Origin of the sequence: uncultured Roseobacter sp., assembly GCF_947493125.1 — a bacterium.
In the GTDB taxonomy this organism is placed as follows: domain Bacteria; phylum Pseudomonadota; class Alphaproteobacteria; order Rhodobacterales; family Rhodobacteraceae; genus Roseobacter.
In genome coordinates this window covers 43,657-64,484 of sequence record NZ_CANLQB010000007.1, presented here as the reverse complement: position 1 = coordinate 64,484, position 20,828 = coordinate 43,657, and the positions used below count along the sequence as shown (strand labels likewise).

The window sequence follows — 20,828 nt, the reverse complement described above, 5'->3', positions numbered from 1 at the left end:
GAGACCATGGCACTGATCCTCGCAGATGTTGGAGGCACAAACGTCCGCTTTGCCTGCGCGCGCGAGGGCGTCATCCAAGGCGCGCTGACGCGACGCTATCAGAACGACGATTACGCCGATTTCGACGCGGCGCTTGAGGCGTATCTCGCCCACGCGCAGGTGCACACACTGGAAGCGCTCACGGTGGCAGTCGCCGGTCCGGTGACAGCCCAGACAGCCCGGCTGACAAATCGCGGCTGGTCCTTCGATGCCGGTCAGCTCTCCGGCCGTCACGGTGCGCAGCGCGTCGGGCTGCTGAATGACCTCAGCGCCCTGGGCTATGCGCTGGACAGCCTTGGCCCGGATGGCACGGAGGTGGTCGTTGAAGCGCCCGTACTGGAAGATGACCAGCGGCTGGTCATCGGGGCGGGCACCGGCTTCAACGTCAGCCCGGTCCTGCGGGTTGGAGACCAGACGGTCTGTCTGCGCGCGGAGGCGGGTCTCGGCAGTCTCCCGACCCGTGTGGCCGACCACCTGCATGCCTACGTGGGATCGTCCACGCCATGGGTCCGCTGCGCCGAGGATGCGGTGCGCGGGCCCGGTCTCGCCGAATTGCACGCCGCGGCAACCGGTGCGGCCAAGATCGATGCGCGCGAGGTGATCGATGCCGCCAATCAGGGCGACGATAACGCACGGGCGTCGGTCGAGACCTACGCCCGCATGCTGGGCGCCTTCATTCATGACCTGCGGCTGCTCTACATGCCGTCGGGCGGCATCTTTCTTGCGGGCTCGGTTGTGCGTGGCCTGCTTTCCAGCCCCGCACGGGCGCTGTTCAAAGAGGTGCTGAGCGGCCAACCAACGGTGAAATCAAAGCTGCCGCCCGTGGCGGTTTCGGTGATCACACAGGATGAGGCGGCGCTGCTCGGCTGTCTCGCCTATGCCAAGGCGCAGGCGTAACGCGCAGGCTTAGATGCCCCACCAGGCGACATCGGCAGGCATGATGGTTTTTCCCTGAAAATCAACAGGCTCCGGCCCATAGTTAAACGCAAAGCGATGGGTGCGCGTGTCGCGCAGACGCAGGCCTTCGGGCAGGTTTTGCGCCGCGAGTCCTGCCTCTTTCGCAAGACCATGCACGATCCGCTCCCAGAGCTCGGCGTCGGGCCAGGCGCCGAGGTAGTGCATCGGGCCATCACCCTTGAGCACGGCCTGGCCAGTCTCGGCTTCGATCAGCGTGTCCGCGCTGCCATCCAGATCCTCGATCCAATGCTGCACCGCGCCGCCGCCCAGCACTGGACGTTGCACATGCGGTGGCAGGCTTTCGACACGGGCTGCCGTGACATCGAGACCCGGCAGGTCTGGCCCCATCGGTGTCGGGATCCGCAGCTCATCGGTGACAGCGTTGCTGCGCGGGCCGACCAGTGCCACGGTCTGTCCCAGCGCCTGCTGCAGCGCCTCGGGCATCGCTGCCAACCCCGGTGCCAGCACCAGCGCATAGGCAGAGAGATCTGTCGTGTTTGACGGCACGATATCGATGGAAAACCCGCACCGGCGCAGCGCACGATAGGCGTCCAGCATAAGACGGAAATAGCTGAACCCATCCCCCTGCGGCAGCGTCGCCCAGGCCCATTCGGACGGGTAATCGAAGACCAGCGCAACCGGCGCCTGTTGCAGCGCGATCTGCGGCATATCCGCAATCTCGCGCCCCACTTGCGCGGCCTCTTCCAGCCCCGGTGCGGGCGCATTGTCCGGCCGCTTCAGCCCGGCATGCATCTGCTCCTGCGCAAAGGGCGCTTGCCGCCAGCGGAAATAGCTGACCACTTCGGCGCCATGGGCGAAGGCCTCCCAGCTCCACAGCCGCACCATGCCGGGCAGGGGTGCAGGGTTGTGCGGGGCCCAGTTCACCGGGCCGGGCTGCTGCTCCATCACCCACCAGCGCCCGTCCTTACCGACGGCGCGGTAAAGGTCGTGATGAAACGCCTGCATATCCGGATCGCCCTGCTGCAGATAGCGCGCCTTGTGCTCGGCACTGCCCTCCAGCCGGTCCGAGAGAAAGCCGATTGGATAGCTGTCCCAACTCGCGATATCAATCGAGGCGCCGACGTCAAAATGGTCGAACTCCAGCACCCGCCCCATGTAGTTGTGGATGAGCGGTGCCTCCGTCCGTGCCCGCAGCGCCGCGACCTGCACCTCGTGATAGGCCACCACCTGATCCGAGGAAAACCGCCGGAAGGCCAGCTCATGGCTCGGGTTCGGCTGGGTTACGGTCAGGTTCGGCAGGCCGATCTTGTCGAAGCTGCGATATTCCATCGACCAGAAGACATTGCCCCAGGCATCGTTCAGCGCGTCGATGCTTTGATAGCGCTGCACAAGCCAGGCGCGAAAAGCGTCCCGCGCCGCCTCAGAATAGGACAGGATGGTGTCGTGACATCCGTATTCATTGTCGATCTGCCAGGCGTGGATGCGTGCATCACGCCCGTAGCGGTCGCCCAGCACCTCGGCGATCTTGCCGCTGGCCGCGCGGTAGCCTGCGTGGCTGAAGCAATAATGCCGCCGCGAGCCGAACCCGCGCACGTGCCCCTGCGCATCGACCGCCAGCATGTCGGGAAACCGCTCCAGCATCCAGCGCGGCGGAGTGCAGGTCGGTGTGCCGAGGATGATCTTCAGCCCCGCGCCGCTCAGCACCGCAATCGCCCGGTCCAGCCAGTCAAACCTGAAATCACCCGGCTCCGGCTCGATCCGGCTCCAGGCAAATTCGCCGATCCGCACCCAGGAGATGCCCGCTTCGACCATCTCGGCGGCATCCCGCGCCCACATCTCCTCGGGCCAGTGTTCGGGATAATAGCACACACCCAACGCGCGGTTCATAAGATCACCCTCGGCTCCGGCAGCCCCTCCGCGACACCAGATATCGCGAAAGTCTGACCATGCGGGCTTTGATCATGCGCCACCGCGGCAGACAAGCCTTGCCGTGCGCTGGTCACAAAGAGCGTGCGGAAACCCGGGCCCCCGAAGGCCGGGCAGGTGGTATGCCGGGCCGGAAGGGCGACCGCCCGCAGGAAGGTGCCTTCGCCGGAATAGGCGGTCACACGGGCCGCGCCCCATTGCGCGATCCACACAGCACCGCTCTTGTCGACCACGGCGCCGTCGGGATTCAAACCGTCGGGGGTGAGGTCGAGAAACACCGCCGGGTCGCCCTCGGGCCAGCCGTTTCGGTCGAGGGCCACGCGCATCACCCGCTTTGTCGTGGTGTCGGTGAAATAGGCGCAGCTGCGGTCCGGCGCGAAGCAGATGGCGTTGGAGATGGTGATCTCGCTGAAAAGCCTCTGCAACCTGCCCTGATAGAACCGATAGATCGCTCCGGCGCCGCTTTCTGCAGTCCGCCCCATGGTGCCGATCCAGAACCCGCCCCAGGGATCCGCGCGCCCATCGTTCGAACGCGTCACCGCATTGTCCTGCTCCAACCTGCAAAGCTGCGTTTTGCTGCTATCCCGCACATCGAACCGCCACAGCGCCGAGGCTGAGGCAATGAGCAGCGTCTCTGTATCCACCCATCCGGCCGCCGAAACGGGCTCACCGAACCGCCATTCCAACGGGCCGGTGGCATCCCGGCTCAGAAGCCGATGCCGCATGATGTCGAACCAGAAGAGCTGTTCCCGCTCCGGGTGCCAGAGCGGGCCTTCCCCCAGGATGCAACGCCGGTCGTCGAAGACCTCTGCGCTCATCCGACCGCCTGTTTGTAGGCGGCAACGATGGCTCGGGCGCGCTCGGCCAGATCCGCCACACTCATGTCGGGCTTGTAGAGCGCGGAGCCGATGCCGAACCCGTCTGCACTGGCCGCGATCCACTCACCAAAGTTCTCCGGCCCCGCGCCGCCCACCGCATAGACCAGCGTGCCGTCCGGCAGGATAGGGCGCATCGCCGCCAGTCCGACCGTGCCCGCCATCGCACCGGGGAAGAGCTTCAGCCCATCCGCGCCCGCTTGCAGCGCCGTGAACGCCTCCGACGGTGTGAAGACACCGGGCCAGCTCTGCAGATCCAGCGCCTTGGTGGCTGCGATCACGGCGGTGCTGCAATTGGGTGAGACGATCAGCCTGCCGCCGGCCTCTGCCACCGCGTTCACCTCCGCCACGGTCAGCACAGTGCCCGCGCCGATCAATGCCTGATCGCCAAAGCGGCGCGCCAGCGCGCCGATGCTCTCCAGCGGGTCGGGAGAGTTCAGCGGCACCTCGATCTGCGTGATGCCAGCGGCGATCAGCGCCTCACAGACGGCGGGCGCCTCCGCCGGGGTGATCCCGCGGAGAATGGCGATGATGGGCAGGGTCATGTCAGAGCCTTCGCGTTTCGATATGCGGCCGTGAGCCCGGCCAGGGTTGCTTTTTCGGTGTCAACCAGCATGGCTTCGACCCCTTGCGGGCGCAGCGCGTCCTGATAGGCGCGTGCCTGATCACCCATGCCGAGGAGGGCCACATTCTGGCCCAGCCAATAGGGCCGTGCCGCCGCCAGCTCCGCGCCGATCAGCAGCCCGGAGAGCGCGGCGCGTGTCTCTGGCGCCTGAATACCGTTCAACAGATGACCCGCCCGCAGGCCAAAGAGCCGCGCGGCCATCGCCTCGGGCTTGGACATCGCATCGCTCACGGCGGCAGCGAAGGCCTCTGCGTCCCAGCCGTCCTGTCCCAGCGAATGCCGCAGCACAGACTGCCCACTGATCAGAGCAAAGAGCTCGCCGCTCATGAAGGTCTGAAAGCTGACAACCTCACCGGCGCTCAGATGCACCCATTTCGTATGGGTGCCGGGCATGCAGAGAACCCCGTCCCAGCCGGGGTTGAGCGCGAGGAAACCCGCCACCTGCGTCTCTTCCCCGCGCATCACATCCGCCGGGCTGGCCTGTGACAGGCCGGAGACGACGCGCACATCCAAGGGGCCGGTGGTCGGTGCCGGTGTCAGCGTTTCAGCCAGAGGCATGCAGGGCACCGGACGATAGGGCGCCTCGACCCAGCCCTGGCGCGAGCCCACCATGCCGCAGGCGATCACCGGCACCGGTCCGCTCTCCAGCCACGCACCGATCAGCGCCAGCAGCGCCGGCTCGAACTCGGCCACCGCCAGCTTGCCCATGCCATCGTCAGACTGCGCGCGCGCCAGTACCGTCGCACCCTGCATCGCAAAGGCGCGCAGATTGGTGGTGCCCCAATCCACAGCGATCCAGTCCGGTGTCACGCGCTCAGCCATCGCCTATCCCGTTGTCACGACGCCGCCGTCGACGACCATGCACTGCCCCGTCATCATCTTGCTGGTGTTCGAGGCGAGAAACAGCACCGCATCCACGATATCCTGCGGCGCCAGATGCGTCTTCAGGCACTGCCGCTCCAGATGCGCCGCCAGCCCCTCGGGTGTCGCCCATTTGTCGAGCTGCTTTTCGGTCAGCACCCAGCCCGGCGCCAGCGCGTTCACGCGGATGCCATCTGGTCCCAACTCGCGCGCAAGGCTGCGGGTCATGGCGGTGATACCCCCATTCGCTGCCGTATAGGCCGGGTAGCCCGCATTCCCCATCATATAGCTGATCGAGCTGAAGTTGATGATCGATCCCGCGCCACGGTCCTGCATCGCTGGCGCCACGGCTTGCGCGGCAAAGAAATACGCCTTGAGGTTCACTGCCAGCAGGAAATCCCACTCCTCGGGGGTCACATCCTTCCAGCTGTGCCGCTTGTCATTCGCCGCATTCGAGACCAGCGCATGGATCGGGCCATGGGCCTCTGCCGCCTCGGCAATGCTCCGCTGCAGGCCGTCCGTGTCGGTGATGTCGCCTTGAAAGAACAGCGGGCGCACCCCGTGTTTCTCCTCCATCTCGTCGACAAAGGCGCTGGCGTCCGACCGCCCGATGAAAGCGACCTTCGCGCCCTGGGCCAGGAACCCGTCGGTCAGGTCCGCGCCAATGCCGGACCCGCCGCCAGTGATGTAGATCGACGCGCCGTCGAGGTCGTGGAATGTGGCTGTCTTGGTCATGAGCGTACCTCTTCAGTCGCGTGCGAAAAGATCATAGTCGTTTTCCTTCCAGCACCCATAGGGTTTCGGGATAGCTCCAGGGCAGGGCGATCCCATTGTGCATCAGTGCCGTGCCCGTGAGCGTGAGCGAGCCCTTTTTCAGCGCTGGGCTGCCGCGCGACAGCTGCGTCGCATCGGCGCGGTTGCGCAGGCTGATCTCATACCGCGCCTCCGGGTCCAGCCGCGTGAGCCGCAGCGGGCGCGGCGCGATCTGGCGCGAGGTGCCCGACTTGCCTGCAAAGATGACGAAGCGGTCGCCCTCGCGCGTCATCTGCTGCTCGGCGATGACCGAGGGGTCCGTGGCATCGAGCCGCAGGATATCGGCGCCATACATCCAGTCGCGATTTTCCTTCCACCAGCTTGTCACATCGCGCAGCACCGCAGCCTCGCGGTCGGTCAACTCGCGGGGGTCCATCTCGAACCCCATGTGCCGCTGGGCCGCCACCCAGGCGCGGAATGAGATATCCAGCACTCGCCCAGATGTATGGCACTTGCGCGGCCCCACATGGCTGCCGGTCACGGCGGCAGGCAGGAAGAGGGCGGCGTTGTGCTGCATGTGCAGCCGTTCCAGCGCGTCGTTGCTGTCCGAAAGCCAGACCCGCTGGGTGCGACTGAGAATGCCGAAGTCGATGCGCCCGCCACCCGAGGCACAGCTTTCGATCTCCACATCCGGGAAGTCCTTGCGCAGCCGGTCGATCAGCGCATAAGACCCACGTGTCTGCGCCGCATCCGGCGCAGGCAGCACACGGTTGTGGTCCCATTTGATGTAATCAATCGGATGGGCGCGCAGCAACGCTGAGATGCGCTCATAAAGGAACTCGCGCACCTCGGCGAGCCCCATGTTCAGCGCCTTCTGCTGCCGCCCCAGGATCTGGTCCTCGGACCCCAGCGCCCAGTCGGGATGCGCGCGGTGAATGTTGCTGTCGGGGTTGATCATCTCCGGCTCGAACCAGATGCCGAAGGCCATGCCCGCGCCATGCACATGATCAATGAGCGGCCCCAGACCATCGGGGTACTTGCGCGGGTCCACTTCCCAATCCGAGAGGGAGGAGGTGTCGTCGTCGCGCTGTCCGAACCAACCGTCATCCAAGACGAAGCGCTCCGCCCCCAGAGCGGCGGCGCGGGTCGCGATGTCTTTCAGCACCGGCAAGTCATGGGCGAAATAGACCGCCTCCCAGCAGTTGTAATGCACCGGGCGCGGGCGGCCCGGCTTGGTCCAGGTCACGATGCGGTCGCGCAGATGGCGCTGGAACGACACCGCGCAGCCGTTGAACCCATCCGAGGAATAGACCGCATAAAGCGGCGCTGTGCGAAACTCGGTGCTGGGCGCCGTCTCCATCCGGGCGGCATGTCCGAACTGGATCTGCCGCCGCCCGTCGGGCAGCTCTTCGGCGATCATCCGGTGTCCGCCGGACCAGCCATAATGAAAGGCGAAGGCCTCGCCGCTGGCATTGGTCGCGCCCCGGCAGGGCACGATCAGCCCCGGGAAATGCTCATGTCCTGTGCGCCCGGTGCGGTTCTCGCGATAGCGGATGCCGGGCGACCAGGCGGTGCGGTTGAGCTGGAACTCGCCACACCAGCGCCCCGCCACGTCGATCATCTCATCCGACTGTTGCGGTGCGGGCAGCACGGGCGCGGCCAGCCAGTGCAGGTGCAGCGGCCGGTCAGAAGTCACCCGTGCCGACAGCGCAATCACATGGGTGTCCGGGTCCAACACAAACTCCGCCGTATAGGTCAGCCGGTTCCGGGCATCCTCGCAAATCACGGTCAGGTGCTGCCCGGCCTCCACCACCTCCCGCAACTTGAAGGCGGGCAGCAGCGGCGCGCCGTCGCTGTCGCGCACGATCAGACCGGGTTGGCCGGGAAAGGTGCGCGAGGCTTCCGGGCAGATCGACAGATCCGGGTTCTCATCCAGCATACCGCCGGTGACGTCCAGCGTCACCGCCGCTGCCAGTTGCGCCAGATCCTCTCCCTCAGGCAGCGGCGGCCCCCAGTAGATCACCTGGGGGCAGCGTCCGCCTGTGGAGGCGAGAACCATGGTCTGGCGATCATCGTCCAGACGCCAGTGGGTTGTCACTTTACGGCCCCCAGGGTCAGACCGGCGATGAAGTGTTTCTGCATCAGGAAGAACATCAGCACCGGCGGCAGGGCGGCCACAATTGAGCCCGCACTCATCAGGTGATAGGCGGCGCGGAACTGCGCGTTGAAGCTGGTGATCCCGGCGGTGACCGGCTGGCTTTCGGGGCCTTGGGTCAACACCACGGCCCAGAAGTAATCGTTCCAGATGAAGGTGAAGATCAGCACGGAAAGCGCCGCAATTGCGGGCTTCATCAGCGGGATGACCACGTACCAGAAGATCTTCCACTCGGCGATGCCTTCGACGCGCGCGGCTTCCACCAGTTCGATGGGCAGCGCGCGGATGAAATTGCGCATGAAGAGTGTGCAGAACCCGGTCTGGAACGCGATGTGAAAGAGCACGAGGCCCGTCTTGGTGTTGTACAGCCCCATGTCGAGCGTCAGGTCCCGCACCGGCACCATCAGGATCTGAAAGGGCACAAAATTGCCCGCCACGAACATGAAGAACACCCAAATGTTCGACTTGAACTTGTAGATCCCCAGCGCAAAGCCCGCCAGACACGACAGCGCCACAGCCCCGATCACCGTCGGCACCGTGATCAGCACCGAATTCAGCATGTACCGCGGCATATCGGAGTTGAAGAACACCTGCCCGTAGTTGTTGAACATCTCGAACGACGAGGGCATCCCCCAGTAGTTGCCTTGTGTGAAATCCACCGCCGGCTTGATCGAGAAGACGGCCACCGCAATGAGCGGCAACAACCACATGATCAGAGCGACGGGCAACAGTGACTGATAGGTCAGCTGCCAGGAGCGCGGGGTTTTTTCAATGGGTGTCGGAAACATCTCAGCACTCCTCCGGCAGGGGGGGCAATGCGGCCTGCGCCTTCTTGGTCAGGCCACTGCGAATGGTTGTGTAGGAGACGGCAACGCGGTGCCGCGCCTCCTCCGGGTCCAGCGCGGGCAGGTCCAGCCGCACCCAGGCGCCCCGGAAATAGGCGGGCTTCCCGGCCGCCCCGCTCTCGATCAGCATGCGCGCCATCTCCGTATCGGCACAGCGCACCACCACATGATCGTCATTGGTCGCGCGCTGATCTGTATGCCCGAAACAGGCGAACATCTTGCCGCCCACCTTCCAGGCGTCGAGCTCGCCGGGCCCCGAGAGCACAGCCCCGGGATGCACGGCACAGAGGTCATCGAACTCAGGCCGGGTCATGCGCGCGCGCTCTTCATTCTTCGACAAATACTCCCGCCGGAGGCGTCCTGACGCTGCACCCCGCTCATCGGCCCTTCTCCTCGGCCCACATTGACCAAAGGAAGTACGCAATGAAGACCAGCATGATCAGGAAGAGCACCACCGCGATGGCCGCACCATAGCCCATGCGGAACCCGTATTCCGACAGCGCCTTTTCGAACATGTAGAACGACAGCACCCGGGTCTGCCCGAACGGCCCGCCGTTGGTCATGATGGAAATCAGGTCAAAGGACCGCAGCGCGCCGATGATCGTCACCACGAAGGCAATGAAGGTCGCGGGCTTCAGCTGTGGGATGATGATGTACCACAGCATCTTCCAGCCCTTGGCCCCATCGAGCCGCCCGGCTTCGATCTGTTCGGGGTCCACCGCGTTGAGACCCGTGAGATAGAGGATCATGCAATAGGCCGTCTGCGGCCAAAGCCCGGCGGCAATAATACCATAGGTGGCCATGGTCGGGTCGCCCAGCACGTTGATCGGCCCCAGACCCACAAGGCCCAGGATGCCGTTCAACAACCCTTCATTGGGCAGGTAGAACCAGGAAAACACGAGACCCACAACCACCTGAGACAGAACAAAGGGAAAGAAAAACAGCGACTTGTAGATGCGAATGCCCGTGACGGTCTGATTGAGAAACAGCGCGATGAACAGCCCGCCTGGAATCGCCAGCAGGTAAAACAACAACCACTTGAGATTGTTCCACAGCGATACCTCAAAGGCACTGTCATCCATCAGCTCGACGTAATTCGCCATGCCCACAAAGCGCGCCTCGCCCAGCCCGTCCCAGTCGTAGAAAGAGATCGCAATCGACTGGTAGATCGGCCAGATCACGTAGAAGGCAAAGAACAGAATCGCGGGCGCCAGAAACAGCCAGGGCGTGACCGCAATCTCGTTGCGCTTGTACCAGCCGCGCTGCGGCGCACTGGTAACAGGGACAGCTGGGGCGTTTGTCATCGACGCGTCTCCTCTGTGGTACGGCGCAGGGTCTGGTCTGCGATACGGCTCTTGCGGCGCATTCGGCAGAATGACGGATCATGCTGGCGGATGTGTCGCGGTCCAGGGAAAGGGCCGGGCGTTTGGGAGCCGCCCGGCCAGGTCTTGTTATTGGTAGACGCGTTCCTGCACCTTATCGAGGCGAGCCAGGATGTCGTCGAGGTTGTCCGGGAAGACCATGAATTCCTGCAGGCCCTGCATGGCTTCAGCGGCCATCTCGGCGGGGAAGTCGCGGTCGAAGAACTGCGCCACACCGCCGGGGCTGTTCTCGGACAGCATGGTAAAGCCTTCATTCAGGAACTTGTCATCATCCACGGAGGAGCCGGCGTTTACAGGCAGCTGGCCCAGGTTCTCGCCGTTGTTGATCTCGGTCTGCACGTTGGCCGAGACGACAAAGCGCAGGAATTCCTTGGCGTTTTCCTTGTTCGAGGCATTGGCCGGGATGTGGAACGTATCGGTCGGCGCATCTTCGGCCAGCGCCACGCCTTCGGTGATCGCCGGGAACTGGTAGAAGTCCAGCTTGCTGTCATCCAGACCCGCTTCGCGCAGTGGGGCCACGGCAAAGTTGCCTTTCAGGATCGCGGCGGCCTCGCCGTTCACGATGAACGGCAGCGATTCCTGCCAGCTGTAGTTCTGGTGGTTGTCGACAAAGGCGCCCATATCAATCAGCTCGCGCCAGTTGGCGAAGGTCTGTTTGACGCGATCGTCGGTCCACTTCACATCCCCATTGGCCAATTCCATATGGAAATCAAATCCATGCGTGCGCATGTTCAGGTAGTCGAACCAGCCGCCCGCGGTCCAGAGGAACTTGGTGCCGATGGTGTAGCACTTGCGCCCGGAATCGAGGATCGCCTGGCAGTTGGACTTCATTTCCTCGAAGGTCGCCGGCTCGTTCAGCCCCAGCTCCTCGTAGATGTCCTTCCGGTAGTAGATGCCCCACTGATAGTAGGTGTAGGGCACGCCCCACTGCTTGCCGTCGATCGTCATCGCCCCCTTGGTCGAGGCGAGGTTTTCGGCAATCTCGGGCTCCGCCCAGAGGTCGGAAACATCTTCAAAGAGGCCGGCTGAAACATAAGGTGTCATCCGGTTCGCCGCATACCAGGTGGCCACATCGGGCGCATCCGCCGTCAGGAAGTTGCGGATCTGCGTCTTGTAGGCCTCGCGGTCGATCACTGTGGTTTCGATGTTCAGATCCGGGTGCAGCTCGCCGAAATCCGCGATCATCGCTTCCATGGTCGCGCGCGGCGCCGGGTTCGATGTGTCGAGGAAAATCTTGAGATCCCCGGTCAGCTCGGCCGTCGCAGCGCCGGCCAGCATGGTGGAGCCCGCCAATGCCATGAGCATTGTCTTGGTGGTGAAACGCATGGTGTCCTCCCTCAGGTACGTGCGTGTATGTCCTCCCTGGCTCCCAATAATGATGTTCCATTATTTGAAACCAAGTTTTATATATTGAAAACTACAGCGCAATCTGCTTAGCCTGTCAACAGTGTTCTTAATGCGATGGAGGACACAGCGCAGCCTGCAAGGAGGCGGAAAAGCGCGCAAGCCACTGGTTTGCAATAGATTTTCCGAAACGCAGGCGGTTCGCGCATCACGGGAGGAGTGGGCCATGTCCGGTGACGGCACGGTTGGCAAAGCGCTGGATGTTCTGGATCAGGTGGCCGCATATGGCCAGCCGGTGCGCTTTGCGACGCTGCTCGCCGAGAGCAAATTTCCCAAGGCGACGCTCTATCGCTTCCTACAGACGCTCACGTCGCAGGGCATGTTGGAATACGACCCGGACCGTCAAACCTATGCGCTGGGCGTGCGGCTCGTGCGGCTAGCCCATGCCGCCTGGACGCAGAGCTCGCTCGCGCCTATTGCGCGCCCCTTCCTCGACCAGCTCAGCGCCGAGACCGGGCAGACCGTGCACCTCGCACAGCTCGACAACGCTCAGGTGCTCTATGTCGACAAGCGCAACGCCGCGCAGCCGGTCGAGATGTTCTCGGACGCAGGCAAGGTCGGCCCCGCCTATTGCACCGGCGTCGGCAAGGCGATGCTCGCCTTCCTGCCCGAGGAGCATCTGGCCCGCGTGATCGCGCAGCAAAGCTTTCACCGCTTCACCGAGCACACGTATACGACGCCCGAGGCGCTCTGTGCCGAGCTCGCGGCGATCCGCACCCGCGGCTATGCCTTCGACCGCGAAGAGCACGAGCCCGGCATCATCTGCATCGCGCATCCGATTCTCACCGGCACCGGCCGCGTGCTGGGCGCGATGTCGATCACCGGCGCGCTGCAGGCCACAGATCTCAAGCAACTGGAAAGCTGGGCCCCGCGCCTTGCGCGCACGGCAGACGCCATCGCGCAGGAAGCACAGACCTGGCGCTTTCCAGACACCCACCTTCAACACACGGGGACCTAAGACCATGACAGGCGTGACACTGAACCAGGCCATCAAACGCTACGGCGATGTGCAGGTGATCCACGGGATCGATCTGCAGATCGAGGACGGCGAGTTCTGCGTCTTCGTCGGCCCCTCGGGCTGCGGCAAGTCCACGCTCTTGCGCATGATCGCGGGGCTCGAGGAGACCAGCGACGGCAAGATCGCCATCGGCCCGCGTGACGTGACCCACATGGATCCCTCCGAGCGGGGCGTCGCCATGGTGTTCCAGACCTACGCGCTTTACCCGCATATGAGCGTGGAAGAGAACATGGGCTTTGGCCTCAAGATGAACGGCGTGCCCAAGGCCGAGATCAAGGAGAAGGTGCAGAAGGCCTCCGACATCCTCAAGCTCGACCAGTTCCTCGCCCGCAAACCCAAAGCCTTGTCGGGCGGTCAGCGCCAGCGCGTCGCCATCGGTCGCGCCATCGTGCGCGGGCCCGAGGTGTTTCTCTTTGACGAGCCGCTCTCGAACCTCGATGCCGAGCTGCGCGTCGAGATGCGGGTCGAGATCGCCCGTCTGCACAAGGAAATCGGTGCGACGATGATCTATGTGACCCACGACCAGGTCGAGGCGATGACGCTCGCCGACAAGATCGTGGTGCTGCGCCTTGGGAATATCGAGCAGGTGGGCGCGCCGCTGGAGCTCTACCGCGACCCGGACAACAAGTTCGTGGCCGGTTTCATCGGCTCGCCCGCAATGAATTTCCTGAATGGCACCGTGGTCGAGGGCGGTGTCGAGGTCCCCGGCCTCGGGCGCACCGTCGCGGTCGAGGCAAGCTTGCCCGCTGCGGGCACCTCTGTGATCCTCGGCATCCGGCCCGAACATATCGAAGTCCAGATGGGGCAGGGCGCCTTGAAGGCGGAGCTCTCGGAAGCCTTGGGCGGTGTCAGCTACCTGCACCTCGATACGCCCACCGGCGAGCGCATCATCGTTGAAGAACGCGGTGACGAGCGCGCCAATGAAGGCGACACGGTCGACATCACCTTCGAGACCCGCCGCGTCTACGTCTTCGACGCCAAGACGGAAGAGCGCATCCGCTGATCGCTGCACAGCTTTCGACGCCCCGGCTCACATTTTGCGCGGGGGCGTCGGGTTTTGCACAGCCGCGATCTACTCTCCCTCCCGTCGAAGCCTATATCAAAGGTTGAACAGGCCACACGGCCCTCAACCCCACGGGAGGAACTTCATGAAATCTGCGCTGACCCTTGCTCTGTCCGTCTCTGCCATCACGGCTGCCTCATCTCTGGGTGCGGCGACAGCCACCGATGCGGACATTGCCGCCCAACGCGCGGCCTTGGCGGAGGCCACGAAAGACGCAGGGTTCGGTCCGCAATCGCCGCGCGATCTCAGCACGCTGGAGGGCGAGAACGACCGGGTTTTCGCCACCGCGCCCGCACATACCGAGATGAACCTCTGTAACATCCACTTTCATGAAAACGCCGAACACCGCGGCGGCCAGTTCACCACCTACGCCGGCAACGGAGACGGCGAGGGCGCGGGCACCGGCTTTCGCTATGACGGCACCCTGACCGAGGCGGAACTGGCGCCCTATGAGACCACCGTTGGCCCGACCAAATACGGCGATCTGCAGCCCGGCGACACCATCGAGGTCCACTACGTCCATACCACCGCGCAGGTGCAGCCCGGCCCGACCCTCGGCTCCTGTCTCAGCGAGGCCATCGCCAACCCGCAGCTGCGCGTCGAAGCGCAGGTCTTCGTGCTGGTCAATGACGACAGTGCGCTCGATTTCACCGCACTGACGGCCCATGAGGTGGTCGACGGCCTGCACCAGGCCCCTGCGATCCCCACAGACACCGGCACGCCGATCCTCTATCCGGGCTCCACCACGGGCCCCAGCTTCAACACCGCCGGCTCGCCGCTGCAAGTCACCTGGAGCGTGCGGCCCGATGTGGCCAAGGTCTCCATCAGCTCGGTCGAGGCCTGGCTGGCTGACAACGCCTTTGACGAGACCGGCGCCCATGGCGTGCGCAACCTTGTGACCAACCCCGCGCTGCTCGCACCGATCACCCAGACGGGCGGCTAGGGGCCTGCCGCCGCGCGGTCCGGCCCAAAAGGGCCGGGACCTGCTGATGCGGTGACACATGAGCACGGAGCTCCAATGGCCGCACCGCGTCCCGACCCTCTGCCGCGCCTGGCCGCAAGCTTTGACGCCTACCTCACAGCCGTGCAGGACCCCGCGCTGCCCGAGCGCGTGCGCGATCATGACCTCCGGCACATGGCCTTCTGGCACGCTTACTATGCCGACACGCTCACGGCCTTTGCCTCCGGACAGACGCCCGAAGTGCTGTCCGGCACTTACAAGGTGATCAACCGAAACGCACAGCGCGCCCATGCCGAAGCCGGGGTTGAGGCGCTCCTTCCACGGCTGCAAACCGCACAGGGAACGGTGTTGGCGGCGGCGGCGCAGGTCCCCGCACAGACGCTGATTCCCTACAAGAAAGGCAGTCGGCCCTACGCTCGCGACGCCTATATCGGTGTGGTCGCTGAGCACTTCGACATGCATGTGCGCTATCTTCACGGCATCGCCAAGGGCGCGCCGGAGGACACCTGGGTGTTTCACATCTGACAAACCCTCACCCGGGATACGTGCATTTTCGAGGCGGAACGGTCCGCCGTGCCAAAATATACTTCAAGGTTGAAATATTTGTTCTTGAAATAAATCCGGAGCCAGCCTAGCCTTCTGCAAGGTGGCGGGCGGTCCGGCCCTGATTTATGGGCGTCTTTACATCTGCCCGATGGACAAATCCGCCCGAGGTGTTCCACAGTCGGGCCGCATCGATATTCAAGAGGGCACGCCAAGAGGCCCTGCATAACCGGGAGAGTATACATGTATCTCAAATCACTGATCCTCGCAGCGGGTCTGACGGCGCTGGCCAGCGCCGGGCTCGCCGACGGGCATGGCGGCACCGTCAAGGTTGGCATGATCACCACCCTGTCGGGCGGCGGCGCGGGCCTCGGCATCGACGTGCGTGATGGCTTCCTGCTCGCGACCAAGATGGCGGGCAACGAGAACCTCGAAGTGGTGGTTGAGGATGACCAGCGCAAGCCCGAGATCGCCGTGCAGCTGGCCGACAAGATGATCCAGTCCGACAAGGTGGACATCATGACCGGCATCATCTTCTCCAACCTCGCCATGGCCGTGATCCCCGCCGCCACCGCACAGGGCAAGTTCTACATCTCGCCCAATGCGGGCCCCAGCCAGCTTGCGGGCAAGGGCTGCCACCCGCTCTATTTCAACGTCGCCTGGCAGAACGACAACCTGCACGAAGCCGCGGGCGCCTATGCCAATGACGCAGGCTACACCAACAGCTTCATCCTCGCCCCCAACTATCCGGCGGGGCAGGACGCGCTGACCGGCTACAAGCGCACCTATGGCGGCGAGCTTGCCGGTGAGATCTACACCAAGCTCGGCCAGACCGACTACGCCGCCGAGATCGCGCAGATCCGCGCCTCGGGCGCCGACTCTGTCTTCTTCTTCCTGCCCGGCGGCATGGGCATCTCCTTCCTCAAGCAATACGCAGGCTCGGGCGTCGACATCCCCGTCGTTGGCCCCGCCTTCAGCTTTGACCAGGGCATCCTGCAAGCGGTCGGCGAAGCAGCGCTTGGCGTGAAGAACACCAGCCAGTGGAACAAGGACCTCGACGTGCCCGCGAACGCGACCTTTGTCGAGGCCTTCCAGGCCGAATACGGACGTCTCCCCTCGCTCTACGCGAGCCAGGGCTATGACGCGGCGAACCTGATCCTCAGCGCGATGGAGACAGCCGACGTCAAAGACGCCGACGCCTTCCGCACGGCCCTCGCAGCTGCCGAATTCGACTCGGTGCGTGGCGACTTCAAGTTCGGCACCAATCAGCACCCGGTGCAGGACTACTACGTGCGCGAGGTCATCAAGGAGGGCGATGTCTTCACCAACAAGATCATCGGCGCCAGCCTTGAAGACCATGTGGACGCCTACGCCGCCGAGTGCAGCTACTGATCTGACCGCACGGTCTGGACGCGCCGCCGAAGGATGACGCATATGGAAATCCTGCCCCTTCTTCCGCCGATCCTCCTGGCGGCGCTGATTGCCTCGGCCTCGCCGGGCCCGGCCACGCTGGCCATCGCGGCCACCTCGATGTCGCGCGGAGCCGGGGCAGGGCTGCGCCTTGCGGCGGGCGTGCTGACCGGATCGCTCATCTGGTCGAGTGCGGCGGCGGCGGGGCTGGCCGCCCTTATGCTGCGCCATGGCTGGGCTGTCGAGCTGATCCGCTACGCCGGGGCCGCCTATCTCTTCTGGCTGGCCTTCAAATCCCTGCGCGCCGCCTGGCGCGGGGGCCTAACCGAAGGCACCGTGCCCGCGCGCCACCCGTTCCGGCGCGGGCTGCTGCTGCATCTCACCAACCCCAAGGCGATCTTCTTTTTCGGCGCGCTCTACGCGGTGATCCTTTCGCCCGGCCAAAGCCCCGCAGCCCTCGCGCTCGTCGTCGCGGCCGTCGGGGTGCAGAGTGCCACGGTGTTTCTGGGCTATGCGCTGCTCTTCTCGCGCCCCGGGCCGATGCGGCTCTACCGGCGCGGCGCGCGCGGCATCAATGCGCTGGCCGGGGTGGCGTTCGCCGGGCTTGGCCTGCGCCTGCTGACCAGCCGCCTCGCATGAGCACACTGCTGCTGATCGAGCAGATCCTCAACGGTCTGCAATTCGGCGTCATGCTGTTCCTGATGGCCGCCGGGCTCACGCTGATTTTCGGTGTGATGGGGCTGATCAACCTCGCGCATGGCTCGCTCTACATGGTCGGTGCTTTCGCCGCCGCCGCCGTCGCGGGGGCGACCGGCTCCTTCCTGCTCGCCCTCATCGCCAGCCTGATCGCCGCCGCCGCCGCCGGTGCCATCATCGAGCTCGCCGTGATCCGACGGCTTTACGACCGCGACCACCTCGATCAGGTGCTCGCCACCTTCGCGCTGATCCTGATCTTCTCCGAAGGCACCCGCTGGCTCTTCGGCTCTTTCCCGCTCTATCTCGACATCCCCTCCGCGCTGGCAGGCCCCGTCACGCTGCCCGGCGGTATCCAGTACCCCGCTTACCGTCTGCTGATCATCGTGATCGGCGGGGTGATCGCGCTCGGCCTCTTCCAACTCATCGCCCGCACCCGCATCGGCATCCAGATCCGCGCAGGGGAGAGCGACCGCGAAATGATCGCGGCCCTCGGTGTCGACATCTCGCGGCTCTACACCATCGTCTTTGCCCTTGGCGCAGCCCTCGCGGGGCTCGCAGGCGCGCTGGTCGGCGCGCTGCAGTCGGTGCAGGTCGGCATGGGCGAGCCGGTGCTGATCCTCGCCTTTGTGGTCATCGTCATCGGCGGCATCGGCTCGATCAAGGGCGCCTTCGTTGGCGCGCTGCTCGTGGGCCTCACCGACACGCTGGGCAAGGTCCTGCTGCCTGGCCTCTTCGGTGCGTTCATGGAGCCTGCCGCCGCCACCGCCGTGGGCTCGTCGCTCGCCTCCATGGCGATCTACATCCTCATGGCCGCCGTGCTGCTCTTCCGCCCCACCGGCCTCTACGGGAGCGCCTGAGATGACCCGCAGCGCCCTCATCAACCTCGTCCTCTTCGCGATGCTGCCCGTCACCGCACTCATCGCCCTGGCCCTCGACGAGCCCTTCATCATCACGCTGGCCACCAAGGCCGCAATCCTCGCGCTGGCGGGCGTCGGCCTGAACATCGCGTTGGGCTTGGGCGGCCTGGTCAGCCTCGGCCACGCCGCCTTCTTCGGTCTGGGCGGCTACGCGATGGGCATCCTCGCCCACCACGCCCAGACCTTCACGCCCCTGATGGAGGCGCCCTTCCTCATCGAAGGCACCAAATCCATGCCCGTGATCTGGCTCACCGCCGTCATCGCCGGCGCGCTCGCCGCCCTGCTGATCGGCGCGCTGTCCTTGCGCACCTCCGGCGTCTATTTCATCATGATCACGCTCGCCTTCGGTCAGATGCTCTACTATTTTGCGATCAGCTGGCCCGCCTATGGCGGCGAGGACGGCCTGTCGATCTACGTGCGCAACGGCTTCCCGGGCCTCAACACGCTCGATCCGATCCAGTTCTTCGCCATCGCCTTCGTGATCCTGGCAGCCGTCCTTTTCATCGCCGGCCGCCTGGCCAGCTCCCCCTTTGGCCTTGCCCTGGCGGCAGCCCGTCAGAACCCAGAGCGGGTTGAGACCGTGGGGCTTTCACCTTACCGCTTGCGCCTCCTGGCTTTTGTCATCTCAGGTGCCATCACCGCCCTCGCAGGCGCGCTCTTCGCGGACCTGAACCGCTTCGTCAGCCCCACGATGCTCAGCTGGCATATGTCCGGCGAGATTATGATCTTCGTGATCCTGGGCGGTGTGGGGCGCCTCTACGGCCCAGTCGCGGGAGCGGCCCTTTTCATCCTGCTCGAACACATCCTCGGCGGGCTCTCGGACTTCTGGCACGTCTATCTTGGCCTGCTGCTCCTGCTCGTGGTGCTCTTCGCGCGCGGCGGCATGATCGGCGCGCTGGCAGGCCGCGAGGTGGCGCATGACTGAGCCGCTGCTGCACATCGAACGCTTGAGCAAATCCTTCGGCGCGCTGAAAGCCACCGATGACGTCTCGCTGACGCTCAAGCCCGGCGAAATCCACGCCCTCATTGGCCCCAACGGCGCGGGCAAATCCACCCTGATCAAGCAGATCGCGGGCGGTCTCGCGCCCGACGCAGGCCGCATCCACTTCGCAGGCCAGGACATCACCACGCTCCCCACACCCGCCCGCGCGCGCGCCGGGCTGGGCCGCACCTTCCAGATTTCCTCGCTCGCGATGGACTACACCGTGCTGCAGAACGCGGTGCTGGGCGCCGTTGGCCAGCGCGGCACCGTCTGGCGCTTCTTCAAGCCGGTGATGGGGGATGCCGAGCTGCGCGCGACCGCCATGGCCGCGCTCGAGCGCGTCGGCCTTGCCGATCACGCCACCACCCGCACCGCCGAGCTCAGCCACGGCCAGCGGCGTCTGCTGGAGGTCGCCGTGGCACTCACCCTCCAGCCGCGCGCCTTCCTGATGGACGAGCCCATGGCAGGCCTCGGCGCCAGCGGCTCAAAGCGGCTCACCGGCTTTCTCGACGGGCTGCGCAGCGAAGCGCCAATCCTGCTGGTCGAGCACGACATGGACGCGGTCTTTGCGCTGGCCGACCGCATTTCGGTGCTCGTCTACGGCAAGGTCATTGCCACCGGCACGGCGGAGGAGATCCGCGCCAACCCCGAGGTGCGCGAGGCCTATCTGGGCGAGGAGGACGCCGCATGAGCCTTCTGACCCTCGACGGCATCGAAGCCTCCTACGGCCCCAGCCAGGCGCTCTTCGGGGTCAGCCTCACGCTCGCCGAAGGCGAGGTCTGCGCGCTCATGGGCCGCAACGGGATGGGCAAATCCTCCACCATCAAAGTCATCTGCCGCCTGCTGAAACACAGCGCCGGGCAGGTGCGGTTCGACGGGCACGACCTCGCAAGCCTGCCGCCGCACAAAGCCGCGCAGGCGGGTCTGGGGCTGGTGCCCGAAGGCCGCCGTTGTTTTCCCAATCTCACGGTGAATGAAAACCTCATCGCCGCCGCGCGCCCGGGCCCCTGGGACGTGGCCGCCGTGACCCGGCTCTTCCCGCGCTTGGCCGAGCGGCGCGACCAATCCGCCGCGTCGCTCTCGGGCGGTGAGCAGCAGATGCTGAGCCTCGGTCGCGCGCTGATGACCAACCCGCGCTTGTTGCTGCTCGACGAGGCCACCGAGGGGCTCGCGCCGGTGGTCCGCCAAGAAATCTGGGCCGCGATCCGGCAATTGAAAGCGGAAACCGGCATGGCCATCCTGCTGGTGGACAAATCGCTGGCCGAGCTGCGGCAGGTCGCCGACCACGCGGTGATCGTCGAGCGGGGCGGCTCGGTCTGGTCGGGTGCGATGGGCGAGGTCACGGGGGATGTGGCGGACCGGTATCTGGGGGTTTGATCTGGGTTCCTCCGACGGACCGGCATAGTTTGAGCGTTGTGCGTAGCGCAGCGCCTGACCCTAGGGTGGGCGAGAAGC

At 65.0% G+C, this 20,828-nt stretch carries 21 protein-coding genes; 11 read left to right on the top strand and 10 right to left on the bottom strand.

Features of this window, described 5'->3' with window-relative positions; genetic code table 11:
- The first annotated feature begins 6 nt into the window (after window positions 1-6).
- The gene (locus Q1A71_RS15790) at window positions 7-936 is read left to right on the top strand and encodes an ROK family protein (protein ID WP_299678319.1); all 930 of its coding nucleotides are present in this window, start codon (window positions 7-9) and stop codon (window positions 934-936) included.
- Between the two features lie 9 nt (window positions 937-945).
- Here Q1A71_RS15790 and Q1A71_RS15785 read toward each other — a convergent pair whose 3' ends face one another.
- The 10 genes from Q1A71_RS15785 to Q1A71_RS15740 all read right to left on the bottom strand — a co-directional run bounded on the left by Q1A71_RS15785 (window position 946) and on the right by Q1A71_RS15740 (window position 11,684).
- Entirely contained in the window at window positions 946-2,844 is a 1,899-nt protein-coding gene (locus tag Q1A71_RS15785; protein WP_299678316.1) for a beta-galactosidase, read from the bottom strand.
- A complete protein-coding gene (locus tag Q1A71_RS15780; RefSeq protein ID WP_299678313.1) occupies window positions 2,841-3,701 on the bottom strand; it encodes an SMP-30/gluconolactonase/LRE family protein in 861 nt (286 codons plus the stop codon). Before Q1A71_RS15780 ends, Q1A71_RS15785 begins: the two co-directional genes overlap by 4 nt.
- Window positions 3,698-4,303, bottom strand: coding sequence for a 2-dehydro-3-deoxy-6-phosphogalactonate aldolase (locus tag Q1A71_RS15775; RefSeq protein WP_299678310.1), 606 nt, complete (start codon window positions 4,301-4,303; stop codon window positions 3,698-3,700). Before Q1A71_RS15775 ends, Q1A71_RS15780 begins: the two co-directional genes overlap by 4 nt.
- Window positions 4,300-5,205 (bottom strand): 2-dehydro-3-deoxygalactonokinase, encoded by a 906-nt coding sequence (locus Q1A71_RS15770; RefSeq protein ID WP_299678307.1) that lies wholly within the window; start codon window positions 5,203-5,205, stop codon window positions 4,300-4,302. Before Q1A71_RS15770 ends, Q1A71_RS15775 begins: the two co-directional genes overlap by 4 nt.
- 3 nt (window positions 5,206-5,208) lie before the next feature.
- Window positions 5,209-5,979 (bottom strand): SDR family oxidoreductase, encoded by a 771-nt coding sequence (locus tag Q1A71_RS15765; RefSeq protein ID WP_299678304.1) that lies wholly within the window; start codon window positions 5,977-5,979, stop codon window positions 5,209-5,211.
- A gap of 31 nt (window positions 5,980-6,010) precedes the next feature.
- Complete coding sequence (locus tag Q1A71_RS15760) at window positions 6,011-8,095, bottom strand: alpha-galactosidase (RefSeq protein ID WP_299678301.1); 2,085 nt, start codon at window positions 8,093-8,095, stop codon at window positions 6,011-6,013.
- A complete protein-coding gene (locus Q1A71_RS15755; RefSeq protein ID WP_299678298.1) occupies window positions 8,092-8,940 on the bottom strand; it encodes a carbohydrate ABC transporter permease in 849 nt (282 codons plus the stop codon). Before Q1A71_RS15755 ends, Q1A71_RS15760 begins: the two co-directional genes overlap by 4 nt.
- Before the next feature lies 1 nt (window position 8,941).
- Window positions 8,942-9,310: an MmcQ/YjbR family DNA-binding protein gene (locus Q1A71_RS15750; RefSeq protein WP_299678295.1), complete on the bottom strand. Its 369-nt coding sequence runs from the start codon at window positions 9,308-9,310 to the stop codon at window positions 8,942-8,944.
- A gap of 64 nt (window positions 9,311-9,374) precedes the next feature.
- On the bottom strand, window positions 9,375-10,301 hold the full coding sequence (locus Q1A71_RS15745; RefSeq protein ID WP_299678292.1) for a sugar ABC transporter permease: 927 nt from the start codon (window positions 10,299-10,301) through the stop codon (window positions 9,375-9,377).
- Window positions 10,302-10,448: 147 nt separating this feature from the next.
- Entirely contained in the window at window positions 10,449-11,684 is a 1,236-nt protein-coding gene (locus Q1A71_RS15740; RefSeq protein ID WP_299679121.1) for an ABC transporter substrate-binding protein, read from the bottom strand.
- A 265-nt stretch (window positions 11,685-11,949) separates the two neighbouring features.
- On the opposite strand from Q1A71_RS15740, the gene Q1A71_RS15735 reads away from it, so the two are divergent.
- From Q1A71_RS15735 to Q1A71_RS15690, 10 genes are all read left to right on the top strand, one after another.
- On the top strand, window positions 11,950-12,741 hold the full coding sequence (locus Q1A71_RS15735) for an IclR family transcriptional regulator (protein WP_299678289.1): 792 nt from the start codon (window positions 11,950-11,952) through the stop codon (window positions 12,739-12,741).
- A 4-nt stretch (window positions 12,742-12,745) separates the two neighbouring features.
- Window positions 12,746-13,804: a sn-glycerol-3-phosphate ABC transporter ATP-binding protein UgpC gene (ugpC, locus tag Q1A71_RS15730; protein WP_299678286.1), complete on the top strand. Its 1,059-nt coding sequence runs from the start codon at window positions 12,746-12,748 to the stop codon at window positions 13,802-13,804.
- A gap of 145 nt (window positions 13,805-13,949) precedes the next feature.
- Window positions 13,950-14,807, top strand: a complete 858-nt coding sequence (locus Q1A71_RS15725) for a delta-class carbonic anhydrase (protein ID WP_299678283.1) — start codon at window positions 13,950-13,952, stop codon at window positions 14,805-14,807.
- 75 nt (window positions 14,808-14,882) lie between these two features.
- Window positions 14,883-15,350, top strand: coding sequence for a hypothetical protein (locus tag Q1A71_RS15720; RefSeq protein WP_299678281.1), 468 nt, complete (start codon window positions 14,883-14,885; stop codon window positions 15,348-15,350).
- Between the two features lie 261 nt (window positions 15,351-15,611).
- Window positions 15,612-16,760, top strand: a complete 1,149-nt coding sequence (locus Q1A71_RS15715) for an ABC transporter substrate-binding protein (protein ID WP_299678279.1) — start codon at window positions 15,612-15,614, stop codon at window positions 16,758-16,760.
- Between the two features lie 42 nt (window positions 16,761-16,802).
- Window positions 16,803-17,417, top strand: a complete 615-nt coding sequence (locus Q1A71_RS15710; protein WP_299678277.1) for a LysE family transporter — start codon at window positions 16,803-16,805, stop codon at window positions 17,415-17,417.
- Window positions 17,414-18,331, top strand: coding sequence for a branched-chain amino acid ABC transporter permease (locus Q1A71_RS15705; protein ID WP_299678274.1), 918 nt, complete (start codon window positions 17,414-17,416; stop codon window positions 18,329-18,331). Before Q1A71_RS15710 ends, Q1A71_RS15705 begins: the two co-directional genes overlap by 4 nt.
- 40 nt (window positions 18,332-18,371) lie before the next feature.
- Window positions 18,372-19,316: a branched-chain amino acid ABC transporter permease gene (locus Q1A71_RS15700; RefSeq protein WP_299679118.1), complete on the top strand. Its 945-nt coding sequence runs from the start codon at window positions 18,372-18,374 to the stop codon at window positions 19,314-19,316.
- A complete protein-coding gene (locus Q1A71_RS15695) occupies window positions 19,309-20,064 on the top strand; it encodes an ABC transporter ATP-binding protein (RefSeq protein WP_299678271.1) in 756 nt (251 codons plus the stop codon). Before Q1A71_RS15700 ends, Q1A71_RS15695 begins: the two co-directional genes overlap by 8 nt.
- Entirely contained in the window at window positions 20,061-20,750 is a 690-nt protein-coding gene (locus Q1A71_RS15690; protein ID WP_299678268.1) for an ABC transporter ATP-binding protein, read from the top strand. The genes Q1A71_RS15695 and Q1A71_RS15690 overlap by 4 nt, the downstream gene beginning before the upstream one ends.
- Window positions 20,751-20,828: the final 78 nt, after the last annotated feature.